The organism is Pantoea sp. LMR881 (assembly GCF_027157825.1).
GTDB lineage: Bacteria > Pseudomonadota > Gammaproteobacteria > Enterobacterales > Enterobacteriaceae > Pantoea > Pantoea haifensis.
The window spans coordinates 1,488,372-1,502,247 of the sequence record NZ_JAPVOK010000002.1; the positions used below are offsets into that span (position 1 = coordinate 1,488,372).

Sequence of the window (13,876 nt, forward strand, 5' to 3'; positions counted from 1 at the left end):
AATCAGCAGGTTACTTCGATTGGGCCGGTTGGCCGCACAGGGTGTCCCACATGTCGTTATGGGTGTTGATAGCGCGAACGGTGCGAATATCTATCTTTTGGCATCGTCACCGTGGGTGTAAATAGGGAAAAAAGTACGCAGGCTGAATCGGTAATGGCTACCGGCTCAGGGTTGGTTGTATTTCGACTGCTGCAGCTTGTTGCGAGCAGCAGCGTCATCAAGGTTACGGTTGTCAGTCTCCACACGGATGGCCTCCTCACGGTTCTTCTGTTGCTGGCGTGCAATGTCATTAACGCGCGCCGCCTCTTTTGCGCGCTGGCGACATCCGCTTTGGCTTTTTCTTTCACCGCGCCAACCTTTTTGCCGCCGAAATAGCTGGCACCCAGCGCAGCGATAACAGCCGCTAACGCCGCCAGCCAGTGCCAGCCGCCGCCAAGTAGTGAAGTGATAAACGTCATGATTTGCTTCCCTCTGTTTGTCGTTTCTCGTTCAGCAAGTTTTTCTGCCGAACAAATTGCGCAATGACTCCCATCGCCACCATGAAGGCGCCGACAAAGCCAAGATAGTTGTGGGGAATGATGGATTTAACGTCTTCTGGTAAGGTGTTCCACGCATCTAACGCTGATGACGGGAAAGATTGCACCCAGGCGCAGATCATCGAGCCCAGTGAAGCCAGCCAGACCGACCAGGTTTTAAATAACAGTCGCGCATGTGAAACAAACTGCAGCGTGGTGAATCGCTGCAAAAGCAGCAAAATGATGATTACCAGCAGGACAGCGACTAAAAAAATGAGCCATTTCATAGCAGCCCCCTGTAAACGTCATAGGTACCGCGACGCATGACCTCAGCGTGACGACGTGCACGTCCCGGTGTCTGACGCGCCCACAAGCTGCTGAGCATGGCGTTTGCCGCCTCGTCAAAGTTTTCCTTCGCAATGGCGCTGAGCATATTTTTAAACTGCGCAACCCCTTCCACGCCCAGTTGATAGGCCATGCTCAGCAGCACATCCGTGCGCGCCTCATTGCAGTGACTTAAAGCGTTATGGATCGATTCCCGCGCCTGCATCTCCTGAATCTTTCCTTCCAGAATGCACTGCTTCCAGACATCCCCCACCCGGCGCGGGACACGAAAGGCGTAGTTGGTGAGCGGTGCGCCCTTCGGTCCGATACGGATACCGCCTGCAACAGTAGGAAAACCCAGCGTGTCGAGATAAGGCGCTTCAACATAGCCCTCTTCAAAATTCAGTATTGCGATAATCTGACTCATACATATCCCTCAATGACAGTACAGGCGAAGCGGCCTGTGGAACCCAATACATAACCCTCACTGATCAGTGCCAAATTAAATGCAGCGATAAAAACGGCTGAAGCTGCAGCGGAACTGAAGAATGAGCAGATAAATTACGTCCAGAAAAAACTGGAAAATCGCTAAAAGGTGGGTGTTGAACAGGTGAGTTTTGTGTTGCTCAGCGTACGGCGTAGAGATGAACGTGCGGCAGGCAACAATTATCGAATGAAGGTGATTCTGGGTTTTGCGGGCGCGGTGCCGTTATCGCGCGGTCAACACGAGACGTAACCGGACGCTGACAAATTTTTTCTGCGCGACGCAAGGTGAGTGTTTCGGGTTCGTAGTTGAGTGCCTGATCAATACTCTGCTTCAGACGACTGAGTGGTTGACGCCGCCGGTGGCGACGAGTACGTGCGTTGCCCATAAAAACGCTTTTGCCATAGTGAATAATCGCCATAACTCCTCCTGTGAATGAGTCTTTGGCGATGGGGTGGCAGGCGCGAGCTTTCGGCGTACCGAACGGGCCCGAATGCCGTTCGTTAATGCTCGCACGCTAACTGCCCGACTGTAATAACAGCCAGGTAGCAAGCAGGAGAGGAAAATAAACGGCATCTGACGACGCTGCATGTTGCGCATCCACCCCATCCCAAAGTTCACTGACTTTTGGGTGGTTTGATTCGCGCTTGTGCAGCGCCTCAATTGTTTAAGAGCGGCTCATCCGTGATGAAAACTGCTTCGTTCATCCATGTTCAAATTATTAACAGGTTCTTATGCTTTATCAAACACTGACAGTTAATTTTTTATTTACTGTTGGTTAAATTTTGAATTTGTGCCGATTATTTTTTTCAGCGGTCTGCTGGATACAGGCTCAAACCCCCTACTTACCCGAGAATTTGATACTGACGCGCCTGGCTCATGATCACCTTCGCCAGTACTTTCAGGCTATCGACTTCATCGCGACTGAGATACCAGGTTTCATAACGCTTATTGTCTGAAATAACAGCGATTTTTTTATGCTGAAGCTGCAGGCGTTTCAGGTAGAGCTGGTCATCCAGCGTAAAAATGTAGATGCCATCACCATCAAACATCCGCACGCTGATGTCGACAAACAGTTGATCGCGTGGCGCAAAGGTGTCTGACATGGAATCGTTGTTGATGGCGATCAGTCGGATATTTTCTGCCGGGCGGCCATTAAACAGCACCCGCGCCTCATCCTGACCATATTCGATCGCCTGGATGGTTTCGACGAATTCATCACGGGCTGGAATGCCCGCCGCGGTTTTCTGGCCAATGTCGAGGCTGTCGACCCGGAAGCCATTTTTACGGCCCGCGAAAGCGGCTAGCGACAACGGCTCAGGCGACGTTTCCATGCCGAACTGCAGCCACTCAACCCGGACCCCAAGCAGACGGCTGAGCGCCAGCAAATTGCCATTATCCGGCACTGACTGTGCGTTAAACCACTTCCACACACCCGGCGTGGAGATTTTACAACCTTGCTGTTGTAACGCCTTCGCAACCTGTTTGTTTCGTCCATGTCCGACAATACCAGCACTTTCGCAAGCGGCGATCAGCCTGGCAGTGAAAGCTTCTTTCGTACTTTCTTTTTTAACCATTAGTTAATAATCAGCCATTAAGGAGATACTGGATGTTATTTTCATTATTGCTACCAGTTCATTTTATATTACCGTCCGTTTACTACCTAACCGGTTTATCAAGCATTTCTAATTATCATTATCTCCTTCACTTTTCAGCTGACCAAAAAATATTGGCTTACACCCCGTATCACAGGGGCTTTCAGGAATGTTCCGTAGCGAATTGTGCGAAATTCAATCAGCACGCAGGCGCAAAACAAACGCGCCTGCGTGAAAAATAAACTTATGCCACAAAACCTCTACAATCTGCTGGACCGAAAAATGGAGCATAAAAAAACGGGAGCCTTAAAAGACTCCCGTTTTGTTAAATAAAGTCGCTGTTACGCGCGCAACGTATCGTCACCCCAGGCAACCCATTTGTAGGTGGTTAACGCCTCTAACCCCATCGGGCCACGCGCATGCAGCTTCTGTGTGCTGACCGCAACTTCGGCCCCCAGACCAAACTGCCCGCCGTCGGTAAAACGCGTACTGGCATTAACATAGACCGCTGATGAATCTACCTGTCTGACAAAACGTGTCGCATTCCGGGTGCTGCGTGTCAGGATGGCATCAGAGTGCTGCGTGCCGTGTGTGCGAATGTGCTCAATGGCCTCATCCATATCGGCCACCAGCCGGACGTTAAGATCGAGCGACAGCCACTCATCATCGTAATCACCCGGCTGAATGGCTGTTACGCTGGCTGGCCCTTGCTGCAATTGTGCCAACACGTTTTCATCGGCATGCAGGGGAATGTTTTCCTGTGCCATGCGCGCAGAAAAAACCGGCAAAAAGCGATCGGCAATCGCGCGATCCACCAGTAACGTTTCCAGTGAGTTACAGGCGCTGGGACGCTGCTTTTTGGCATTCACAATGACCTCCAGCGCCGGTTCAATCTCCATGGTTGCATCAATATAGATATGACAAACGCCGATGCCGCCGGTGATGACTGGAATGGTTGAATGTTCACGACACAGCTTGTGCAACCCTGCACCACCCCGTGGGATAAGCATGTCGACATAGCGATCCAGTTTCAGCAGCTGGTTCACTAATTCACGGTCGGGGTTTTCAATAGCCTGTACTGCCGCGCCGGGCAAGCCGTGCTGCTTTAAGGCATTCTGGATCACACGAACAGTTGCCGCATTGGTGCGCCAGGTTTCTTTCCCCCACGCAGGATCGCCGCATTCCCGGTTTTCAAACAGAGGCTGGCCACATCCACGGTAACGTTAGGGCGTGCTTCATAAATCACCCCCACAACGCCCAACGGCACGCGACGACGTTCAATACGCAAGCCGCTATCAAGCTGGCCGCCATCAATTAATTGCCCAACCGGATCGGCCAGCTGGCAGACCTGGCGGACATCGTTCGCAATACCGCTTAAACGCTCAACGTTTAAGGTCAGACGATCAAGCAGCGCGGCGCTCATCCCGTTCTGGCGCGCCTCCGCCAAATCCTGTTGGTTAGCCGCCAGAATATCGGCACTTTCAGCTTCCAGACGATCGGCAAGGGTCATCAGAACCTGATTCTTTTCTACGGTGGAGAGTTCAGCCAGTTTGTAGGCTGCTGCACGCGCCGCTTTTCCCATTTCTTCAAGCATTGTCCGCTCCTTAACTGACAATCATGTCGTCGCGATGCACCGCCACTGGACCATATTCATAACCAAGAATGTCGCTAATTTGCTGGCTGTGATGTCCGGCAATCATCCGCATGGCATCACTGTTATAGCGCGACACGCCATGAGCAACATCGCGCCCTTGCAGGCTGCGAATGCGGATCACTTCACCACGCGAGAAATTGCCCTGAATGTCCCGAATGCCTTTTGGCAGCAGCGAACTGCCACGTTCAAGAATGGCAGACAATGCGCCATCATCCACAGTAATTTCACCGGCGGGCGGCGCGCCAAAAATCCAGCGTTTACGGTTTTCCAGCGGCGTTTGTTGCGCATGAAACCGCGTCCCTACCGGCTTGCCTTCAATCACATCAGCGATCACGCCGCTGCGGCTGCCAGCGGCAATAATCACATCGATACCGGCGCGACAGGCAACATCAGCCGCTTGCAGCTTGGTTGACATGCCGCCAGTGCCTAAGCCCGAGACGCTGCCGCCCGCCAGCGCACGCAGTGCATCATCAATCACATGCACATCGCTGATCAGCTCCGCCTGCGGATGATGACGCGGATCGGCAGTAAACAATCCTTGCTGATCGGTGAGTAACAGCAGCTTATCCGCGCCGCCCAGCATTGCCGCCAGCGCAGAGAGATTGTCGTTATCGCCCACTTTGATTTCAGTGGTGGCAACCGCATCGTTCTCATTGATAACCGGCACAATGTGGTTATCCAGCAGCGCGCGCAACATGTCGCGAGCGTTAAGAAAACGTTCGCGATCTTCCATATCAGCACGTGTCAGCAGCATCTGCCCCACGTGAATGCCATAAATTGAGAAAAGCTGTTCCCACAGTTGAATCAAACGACTCTGCCCCACCGCAGCCAACAACTGCTTTGAGGCGATGGTCGGTGGCAGTTCCGGGTAACCAAGGTGCTCGCGTCCTGCGGCGATAGCGCCAGAGGTGACGATAACAATGCGGTGACCGGCTGCATGCTGTTGTGCACACTGGCGAACCAGTTCCACCATATGCGCCCGATTCAACCGACGTGACCCGCCGGTGAGAACGCTGGTTCCCAATTTGACCACTAAGGTCTGACTGCCACTCATATTTCCTGCCGTAGTGAAAAATTTATGCGAAAAGACGTTTTAGCAGGAGTCGCTAAGGAAGCCAACAGCCAGCGGGGGAAAAGCACGAAAATCACCGGACAGTGAGGTAGTCCAAAAGTTCGCGATTAACAAGAAAAGATTGGAACTGTCATAAAACTTTCATCACTTCCCGGTAAAAAGTCCGTGTTTTACAAAACCTTTCACAGGTATTACAAAATTTACTCATTGGGAATTTTTTAAATGAAGAAGAGCACACTGGCACTGTTGGTATCAGCCCTGGCCCTGACATCAACGGCACACGCAGCAGAAATCTATAACAAAGACGGCAACAAGCTGGATTTTTACGGCAAACTGAAAGCGATGCGTTACATCAGTGATGCAGAGACCAACGCCAGCAACAACGCTGACAAATCTTATGTCCGTATTGGCTTTAAAGGTCAGACACAAATCAACGACCTGATGACCGGTTATGGTCAGTGGGAATATCAGTACAACGTCAATAACCCGGAAAGCGATTCTAACGTTGGCAACAAAACCCGCCTCGGTTTCGCAGGCCTGAAATTCGGCAGCTACGGCTCGGTGGATTACGGCCGTAACTACGGGTTGATTTATGATGTAGAAGCGATCACTGACATGATGCCAGAGTTCGGTGCCACCGCTTATACCGCTGCTGACGTCTACATGCTGACCCGTACTAACGGCGTCGCAACCTATCGCAACACCAATTTCTTTGGTCTGGTTGATGGCCTGGATTTCGCCTTACAGTACCAGGGCAAAAATGAAAGCACCTCACGCGCGGATTCCGCCTCAAACGGCGACGGCATGGCGGCTTCACTCTCTTATAAAATCATTGATGGTCTGAGCATCAAAGGCGCGGTCTCTTCTTCAAACCGTACTTTCGCTCAGAAAGATGCTGCGTATGGTACTGGCGACAAAGCAGAAGCATGGGCAACAGGTCTGAAATATGACAACGATGGCGTTTACCTGGCAGCAAACTATGCAGAAACCCGCAATATGAACCCCATCAGCGGAACGGCCCAGGTTGGCGGTAACGATGTGGCGGTGAGCGGTTACGCAAATAAATTGCAAAACATTGAAGTCGTTGCCCAGTACCAGTTCGATTTCGGCCTGCGTCCGTCACTGGCTTACGTGCAGACCAAAGTTAAGGATATCGAAAACGGTATCGGCGATGCTGATTACTACAAATTCGTTGACGTCGGTGCGACTTACTACTTCAACAAAAATATGTCAGCCTTTGTTGATTACAAAATCAACCTGCTGGATGACGACAACACGCTGGCGAAAAACACCGATGACATCGTTGCGCTGGGTGTGACTTACCAGTTCTGATGAATCTGCGCTACTCCTGCATCTCCCGCCTCTGATTGCTGCGCGGCAGAGAGAATGGAATAGCGCAGTGCTTTACCCTCAATGTGAATGTGTCTGTAAAAAGGGCGAGTTAAAAAACTCGCCCTTTCTTATTTGATTACCTGTCAGGCACTCAATTTCACCGGTTTCTCTTCAAAGCCGCTGGCCGGTTCCAGACCTAACTCGTGCTCTTTCAGCATGGCTTTCAGACGGGTGTGAAAATTACGTAATGTCTCTTCCACACGCTGATTGTTCTCTTTACCCTTGATGGTTGCGACAGACCAGTCGCCTTCTTTATCAAACAGGCCGATATGATAAACATAGGTAAAATGGTCGGCATGGGCTTCAAGCTCCATCCACCATCCCCAAAACTCACGCAATTCCGGTGCCGGTTTTACATTGACGCAGGCAGCCAGGCAGTCGAAAAAGAAACGCGTTTCGGCGCATTTTCCTTCGCGAATATACGGTCCCAGCTCAGTGAATCGCTTAAGCAGGCGACTGCGGGGATGACCACTCGGTAACGTCATGCTAGTTCTCCATAAGTATTAACTGTGCATTTTGCCAGTTACCTTTTTAACCGCTTATCCATCCAGTCGCAAATTTCATTTAACGCCCGATCAAAGCTCGCCATCACAGGCTTTGCCGGAATAGCCAAAGCTTTGCCGTCTGCGGATGAGTTGGCGATCAGTCTGGCATCCTCTTCCGGCCCGAAAAGATCCTTTTGCCAGTAACCCGCCAGCATCGGCGTTGGCGTCCGGCGTCCCAGTAATCCCTGGGTTTTGAGTGAATAGCGATGCAGTTCAGTGCGCAGCGCGCTGTCGGAAGTTGAAGCCATTCCCAGGCGGCTGGCCATCATATCCATGTACATATCTGGCACCGCATCTTGCAGCGAAGGCTGAGTAAACAGGCTGTGCACGATCGGTCCCAGACAAGCCACCGCACGCAATCGCGGCACTTCAAGATAGGCAAGGCGTACTGCAACATTCGCCCCAAAGCGATAACCAAACGCGGCGACGCGGGTATGATCAACCCAGGGGACGTTTTCCAGCTCTCTTAGCACCTGTTGATGCAAAAAGCTGGTGTCCTGATTAAGCGTCCACTTCACCGAATACCCCACCGACGGTACATCAATGGTGAGCATGGCAATGCCGCGCGGAGCAAAATAATCATGGAACAGACGATAGTGATCGCTTTGCAGGGAATCCAGCGCCCCGCAAAACAGCACGGTGGGATAAGGTGCCTTAACATTGGGTGGCATATGCAGAAAACCACTCACCGGGCTGCCACCGCTGATCGGAAAAGTGAGCAATTTCAGCTCGCCAGGCAAACGCGCGGTCGCCTCTTCATAAGCCCGATTGGTTAACACCTGCGCCTGGTCGGCTAATTCGTCACCTTTTATATAGGGATAGGCCGCCACACTGAAAAGATGCGAAGCATGGAGCCAGTATTCACCGGCCTGAGTGTCGTTGTCGGCATCCTGTGCTTTTTGCTGCCACAGCGCAGCCTGCTTAGACCATTCGTAATTCCAGTTGCCGCTGCGATAGCCAATCACCGTATCCAGCAAGGCGTCATGGGTATGCTCAACGGTGCTAATCGCAATACGCGCCAGCACTTCACTGATCTCTTGCGGCGTCAGACCACGCCAGGTCCACATCAGCTTATTCAGCATGCGATACCAGCCGCGCTGCGTATTGCCATCAAGGGTGCTGTGCACGGTGCGCGTGGCATGATGCTGGCGGCGGACAAGTGAAGAGGTTTCGGGATGTTTAAAGCGAGGTTTAAACAGCTCCTCGCTGAGGTTTTTGCCTGACATACTTAGCTCTCCTGCGACAGACGCGGCGATGGCTAAGTGTACTGCACGGTATGGCAAGGTGCGAGACGCAAAAAGCACAACGCCCGGAAAACCGGGCGTTGTTTAAGGCAGATCAATTAGTTTTTCACGATAGGCGGAATGTAAACCACGCCCATGTCCCATGGCTGTTCGATCCAGGTGTTCTGCGGAATGTCGACGATGTAATCGTCAACCAGTTCACGTCCTGCCGGTTTCGCGAAGATGGTGCAAAAACGAGCTTTTGGATACATTTCGCGAATCGCCTGCGCGGTGCCGCCGGTATCAACCAGATCGTCAATCACCACAAAGCCTTCGCCGTCGCCTTCTGCACGCTTCAGTACTTTCATTTCGCGCTGATGGTCGTGGTCGTAGCTGGAGATACAGACGGTATCGACATAGCGAATACCCAATTCACGTGCCAGCAGCGAAGCCGGTACCAGGCCGCCGCGGCTAACCGCGATAATGCCTTTCCACTGTTCGACAGGAAGCAGGCGCTGAGCCAGTTTACGGGCATGAATTTGCAGCATGTCCCAGGTAACGACGTATTTTTCGCTCATATAAAGGAATCCCAGCCAACCGAATTGGCTTAAAAAATGTGCAACAGGGAAAAGGTTGCGCGAGATTATAAGGAGTTGGCGCACTAAAAACCAGCACCTGCGCATGGGTTGCGGGTTTTTAGTACGTCTGATTACACACCCGGTAAAAAACAGTGATATTCTCAGCTTCATCTCGTCAGATTCTCTGACGGCGATCTTTCACTGGAAACTCGCGCCCTTCAGCTTCTCCGGCGCACTGACACAGGAGACTTGTCGTGTCTGAATTGTCTCAACTCTCGCCCCAACCGCTGTGGGATATTTTTGCGAAAATCTGTTCGATTCCGCACCCCTCCTTCCATGAAGAAGCTCTCGCGACCTACATTGTCGGCTGGGCCAAAGAACAAGGCTTTTGGTGTGAACGCGACGCGGTGGGTAACATCCTGATTCGTAAACCCGCCACTGCTGGCATGGAAAACCGCACTCCGGTTGCCTTGCAGGCGCATCTGGATATGGTGCCGCAGAAGAATAACGACACCCTGCACGACTTCACCAAAGATCCGATTCAACCTTACGTTGACGGTGAGTGGGTGAAAGCGCGCGGTACTACGCTGGGTGCCGACAACGGTATCGGTATGGCCTCTGCGCTGGCGGTGCTGGCAGATAACACTCTGACACACGGCCCACTGGAAGTGCTGCTCACCATGACCGAAGAAACCGGTATGGATGGCGCCTTTGGTCTGCAGCCTGACTGGCTACAGTCGGAGATCCTGATTAACACCGACTCTGAAGAAGAGGGTGAAATCTACATGGGTTGTGCAGGCGGAATCGACTTTATCACTACGCTGCCGCTCTCGCGCGAAGCGGTGCCTGCCGATTTCGAAACGCTGAAGCTGACGCTTAAAGGTCTGAAAGGCGGCCATTCTGGTGCCGATATTCATATGGGTCTCGGCAACGCCAATAAACTGCTGGCACGTTTCCTGGCCGCGCATGTGTCAGAGCTGGATGTCCGTCTGGTGGAATTTACCGGCGGCACGCTGCGTAATGCGATCCCACGTGAAGCCTTCGCCACGCTGGCCGTTGAAAGCCACAAGGTCGATGCGCTGAAAGCCGCCGCCGCGCATTTCCTTTCTGCCTTGCAAAACGAGCACGGCGTGAAAGAGAAAAACATCGCGCTGGTGACTGAGCCGCTGGCACATCAAGGCCAGGCGCTGACCACTGAAAGCCGCGATCGCTTCCTGAACCTGCTGAACAGTACGCCAAACGGCGTCATCCGCAACTCTGACGTAGCGAAAGGCGTGGTAGAAACGTCGCTCAACGTTGGTGTAGTGACAATGGATGCTGAGAAAGCAGAAATCAACTGCCTGGTCCGCTCGCTGATCGACACTGGTCGTGATTACGTGGTGCAGATGCTGACCTCGCTTGGGCAACTGGCTGGCGCGCAAACCACGCCAAAAGGCGGTTACCCTGGCTGGCAGCCCGACGCGGATTCGCCAGTTATGGCGCTGACCCGTCAAACCTATATCGCGCTGTTCGACAAAACCCCGAACATCCAGGTGATTCATGCAGGTCTGGAGTGTGGTCTGTTCAAGAAACCTTATCCGAATATGGATATGGTTTCGATTGGGCCAACCATTACCGGTCCGCACTCACCCGATGAGCAGGTGCACATTGAAAGCGTCGGTCTTTACTGGAAGCTCCTCACGACTCTGCTGAATGTGATCCCAGAAAAGGCGTGATGTAAAAAATATTGACCAGGCTACGGCCTGGTTTTTTCTGCCTGCCTCTCCTGCCCAGCACAATCCACTACCTTATCTCTCCTTTCCATTTTTAATCACCAGCTTACCGCTGGCAGCCAGTTATAGCCGCCGTTATGTCCAGATGTCTGGATGGCTAATAAGATTTCGTGCTAGCTTATGCGCTTTCGATTGTTGCCGCGCCTGAAGCTTCAGGAAAAAATGCGGCCAGTTAATTCTTTTGGAGACTTCCTTCAATGAGCGCGTTAAACCGCCTTGAAATGCGTAACATCTCCATCGCTTTCGGCGGATTTGCCGCGTTGACGCACGTCGATTTTGTCAGTGAAGGCCATTCGGTGCATGCATTAACCGGGGCTAACGGTGCAGGAAAATCGACGCTGATGGCGGTGTTATCGGGTGCGCACAGCCACTACAGCGGCGAGATCCTGCTGGATGGCGAAACGGTGTCGATTCGTAGCCCACGCGATGCCAAACAGCTCGGTATTCATCTGGTGCAGCAGGAAGTGGATGTCGCGCTGGTGCCGCAGTTGAGCGTAGCGGAAAACATTTTGCTGGATCAGCTCGCCGAACCGGGACAGCTGTATCGCTGGCGCGAGATTCGTCGTCAGGCGCGTGCGCTGCTGGCGCAGCTCGATGTCACTATTGATGTTAATCGCCGGGTTGAACGTTGCTCACTGGCAGAGAAACAGCAAATTTTACTGGCTCGTGCACTGTCACATCATTGTCGCTTTTTGATCCTGGATGAGCCGACTGCCCCGCTTGATCAGCATGAAAGCGAACGGTTGTTTGCCGTGGTGCGCCGCTTGCAGGCCAGCGGTATTGGCGTGGTGTTTATCTCCCACCGTATTCATGAGCTGAAAGCGATTTGCGATCGCCTGACGGTGTTACGCGACGGCCGCCTGATTGAGAGTGGCCCTATGGCGGCGCTGAGCGGTGAGCAGATTGTCGAGAAAATGCTGGGACATCAGCTTAACGATATCTATCCCGCCCCACGCGAACGTCAGTCGCAGCCGCTGCTGCTCGCCGTTGAAGGATTGCATGATGAGCAACGGCTGCAGGCTATTTCGCTGCGCCTGCATAAAGGCGAAATCCTTGGCATCGCCGGTCTGGCGGGCGCGGGCAAAACGGAGCTGTGTAAGGCGCTGTTTGGTGCCACTAAAAGTCGCATCACACGCGGCGAGCTTCACGGCAAAGCCTGGAAGCCGCAGTCGCCGCACGACTCGGTATCGCAAGGCATGGCGTTAGTGCCGGAAGAGCGCCGTAAAGAGGGCATTTTTATTGATGAATCGGTGGCGATGAATCTGAGCATCAGCGCCGACAGCAGTTTTTCGCGCTGGAGCCTGTTCGGGCATCGCCAGGCATGGCGCTGGGCAGAAGCGATTATTCAACGGCTCAACGTGCGCACCACCGGGCCGGCGCAACATTTGCGGCGTTTATCCGGCGGGAACCAGCAAAAAGTGGCGATCGGCAAATGGCTGCGTAACAACGCTGACGTACTGATTTTTGACGAGCCGACCAAAGGCGTCGATATCAAAGCCAAAACAGAACTGTTTACCCTGATTGACCGCCTGGCGCGTGAAGGCAAAGGCATTATTTACGCGTCGGGTGAGTTTTCTGAACTGGTCGGCTTATGCGATCGAATTTGTGTGTTGTGGGACGGCCGCATTGTGGCGGAGCTGGATGCTCAGGAAACCACTGAAGAGACGCTTTTGCTTTATTCCACCGGAGGAACCCTGCGTGAGCAGCAAAGAACCAACCCTGACGTCGGCGTCACCTGCGCTGCACCATCAACTTTTTGATTTTCTGTATAAATGGGGCATGTTGCTCACCGTGGTGATATTAATTGCCGCGTTTGGCCTGGCCTCCGACAGTTTTCTTGATCCCAACAATATCATCAACATCCTGCGCTCTATCGCCATTGTCACGGTGATTGCGGTTGGCGTGTCAATTTCGCTGACCGTGGGCGGATTCGATCTTTCGGTGGGTTCAACTGCTTCGCTGGCAAACGCGCTGGTGATCTCGCTGTTCGTCTGGTACGGCTTTGATACCACTGAAGCGATCCTCATTACTCTGGCGCTGTGTACGCTGGTGGGCCTGTTTAACGCTTTTCTGATCGTTGTTTTGCGCATTCCCGACATGCTTGCCACCTTGGCGACGCTGTTTGTGATTCAGGGCGTGGCAATGACCTATAGCTTTGGCGGCTCGATTACCGAAAACATGCTGTTACCGAGCGGCGATATGGCTGAAGGCACGATCCCTGCGGCGTTTGGCCTGCTCGGTCAGGTGCCGACCATCGTCATCATCATGCTGGTAGTGACCGTGGTGGCGCAACTGGCGCTGTCGCTCACCAAACATGGCCGCCGCATGTATGCCTTAGGCGGTAACCCGGAAGCCGCGCGCCTTTCCGGTATTCGCACTACGCGCTATCGCGTACTGGCTTATGTTATCGCCTCGCTACTGGCAGGGCTGGGCGGCATTTTACTGGCGTCACGCATTGGCTCATCACAGGTCAATGCGGGCAGCGGTTATCTCATGGATGCGGTTGCCGCAGCCTGGATCGGTTTCTCGCTGGCCGGTTCAGGTAAACCTAATGCGCTGGGTACGTTAGTCGGTGCCGTTATTCTCGGTGTGTTGCAAAACGGTTTGGTGATGCTGTCAGTGCCGTATTACGCCATGGACATTATTAAAGGGCTGGTGCTGGCATTAGCACTGGCAATGACGTATATCCAGCGCCGTTAGGCGCTTATTCTGGAGTCAAATA

General features: G+C 52.9%; 11 protein-coding genes and 3 pseudogenes. 4 read left to right on the forward strand and 10 right to left on the reverse strand.

The features are described 5' to 3' along the window. Positions 1–165: 165 nt before the first annotated feature. From O3W44_RS08900 to proB, 7 genes and pseudogenes are all read right to left on the reverse strand, one after another. A pseudogene (locus O3W44_RS08900) lies at positions 166–458 on the reverse strand (hypothetical protein). Continuing rightward, positions 455–802: a DUF7940 domain-containing protein gene (locus O3W44_RS08905; RefSeq protein ID WP_269292783.1), complete on the reverse strand. Its 348-nt coding sequence runs from the start codon at positions 800–802 to the stop codon at positions 455–457. Before O3W44_RS08905 ends, O3W44_RS08900 begins: the two are co-directional and overlap by 4 nt. Continuing rightward, positions 799–1,266, reverse strand: a complete 468-nt coding sequence (locus tag O3W44_RS08910) for a glycoside hydrolase family protein (protein ID WP_269292784.1) — start codon at positions 1,264–1,266, stop codon at positions 799–801. The genes O3W44_RS08905 and O3W44_RS08910 overlap by 4 nt, the downstream gene beginning before the upstream one ends. A gap of 199 nt (positions 1,267–1,465) precedes the next feature. After that, positions 1,466–1,744 (reverse strand): transcriptional antitermination N peptide, encoded by a 279-nt coding sequence (locus O3W44_RS08915; protein ID WP_269292785.1) that lies wholly within the window; start codon positions 1,742–1,744, stop codon positions 1,466–1,468. Between the two features lie 424 nt (positions 1,745–2,168). Next, the gene (locus O3W44_RS08920) at positions 2,169–2,900 is read right to left on the reverse strand and encodes a S24 family peptidase (RefSeq protein WP_269292786.1); all 732 of its coding nucleotides are present in this window, start codon (positions 2,898–2,900) and stop codon (positions 2,169–2,171) included. Positions 2,901–3,259: 359 nt separating this feature from the next. After that, positions 3,260–4,512: pseudogene (gene proA / locus O3W44_RS08925) on the reverse strand (glutamate-5-semialdehyde dehydrogenase). A gap of 10 nt (positions 4,513–4,522) precedes the next feature. Continuing rightward, positions 4,523–5,626: a glutamate 5-kinase gene (proB, locus tag O3W44_RS08930; protein ID WP_269292787.1), complete on the reverse strand. Its 1,104-nt coding sequence runs from the start codon at positions 5,624–5,626 to the stop codon at positions 4,523–4,525. A gap of 240 nt (positions 5,627–5,866) precedes the next feature. Between proB and O3W44_RS08935 the strand changes: the two genes are divergently transcribed. Next, positions 5,867–6,976 carry a porin gene (locus O3W44_RS08935; RefSeq protein WP_269292788.1) on the forward strand — a complete coding sequence of 370 codons (1,110 nt, stop codon included), beginning with the start codon at positions 5,867–5,869 and terminating at the stop codon, positions 6,974–6,976. Positions 6,977–7,119: 143 nt separating this feature from the next. Here the strand turns inward: O3W44_RS08935 and crl are convergent, their stop codons facing one another. The 3 genes from crl to gpt form a co-directional block, all read right to left on the reverse strand. Continuing rightward, positions 7,120–7,521 carry a sigma factor-binding protein Crl gene (gene crl / locus O3W44_RS08940; RefSeq protein WP_269292789.1) on the reverse strand — a complete coding sequence of 134 codons (402 nt, stop codon included), beginning with the start codon at positions 7,519–7,521 and terminating at the stop codon, positions 7,120–7,122. A gap of 38 nt (positions 7,522–7,559) precedes the next feature. After that, positions 7,560–8,807, reverse strand: a complete 1,248-nt coding sequence (gene frsA / locus O3W44_RS08945; RefSeq protein WP_269292790.1) for an esterase FrsA — start codon at positions 8,805–8,807, stop codon at positions 7,560–7,562. 116 nt (positions 8,808–8,923) lie between these two features. Next, positions 8,924–9,382, reverse strand: coding sequence for a xanthine phosphoribosyltransferase (gene gpt / locus O3W44_RS08950; protein ID WP_269292791.1), 459 nt, complete (start codon positions 9,380–9,382; stop codon positions 8,924–8,926). A gap of 254 nt (positions 9,383–9,636) precedes the next feature. Here gpt and pepD point away from each other — a divergent pair, with 254 nt between their 5' ends. The 3 genes and pseudogenes from pepD to O3W44_RS08965 all read left to right on the forward strand — a co-directional run bounded on the left by pepD (position 9,637) and on the right by O3W44_RS08965 (position 13,854). Further along, a complete protein-coding gene (gene pepD / locus O3W44_RS08955) occupies positions 9,637–11,097 on the forward strand; it encodes a beta-Ala-His dipeptidase (protein ID WP_269292792.1) in 1,461 nt (486 codons plus the stop codon). Between the two features lie 254 nt (positions 11,098–11,351). Further along, positions 11,352–12,848, forward strand: a pseudogene (locus O3W44_RS08960) (sugar ABC transporter ATP-binding protein); the annotation flags it as partial. A 4-nt stretch (positions 12,849–12,852) separates the two neighbouring features. Then, on the forward strand, positions 12,853–13,854 hold the full coding sequence (locus O3W44_RS08965; RefSeq protein WP_269292793.1) for an ABC transporter permease: 1,002 nt from the start codon (positions 12,853–12,855) through the stop codon (positions 13,852–13,854). Positions 13,855–13,876 lie beyond the last annotated feature (22 nt).

Coding starts and splice junctions, on each gene's coding strand:
- O3W44_RS08910 (WP_269292784.1), bottom strand. CDS start 1,266: ATGAGTCAGATTATCGCAATACTGAATTTTGAAGAGGGCTATGTTGAA.
- O3W44_RS08920 (WP_269292786.1), bottom strand. CDS start 2,900: ATGGTTAAAAAAGAAAGTACGAAAGAAGCTTTCACTGCCAGGCTGATC.
- O3W44_RS08935 (WP_269292788.1), top strand. CDS start 5,867: ATGAAGAAGAGCACACTGGCACTGTTGGTATCAGCCCTGGCCCTGACA.
- crl (WP_269292789.1), bottom strand. CDS start 7,521: ATGACGTTACCGAGTGGTCATCCCCGCAGTCGCCTGCTTAAGCGATTC.
- proB (WP_269292787.1), bottom strand. CDS start 5,626: ATGAGTGGCAGTCAGACCTTAGTGGTCAAATTGGGAACCAGCGTTCTC.
- O3W44_RS08905 (WP_269292783.1), bottom strand. CDS start 802: ATGAAATGGCTCATTTTTTTAGTCGCTGTCCTGCTGGTAATCATCATT.
- frsA (WP_269292790.1), bottom strand. CDS start 8,807: ATGTCAGGCAAAAACCTCAGCGAGGAGCTGTTTAAACCTCGCTTTAAA.
- O3W44_RS08915 (WP_269292785.1), bottom strand. CDS start 1,744: ATGGCGATTATTCACTATGGCAAAAGCGTTTTTATGGGCAACGCACGT.
- gpt (WP_269292791.1), bottom strand. CDS start 9,382: ATGAGCGAAAAATACGTCGTTACCTGGGACATGCTGCAAATTCATGCC.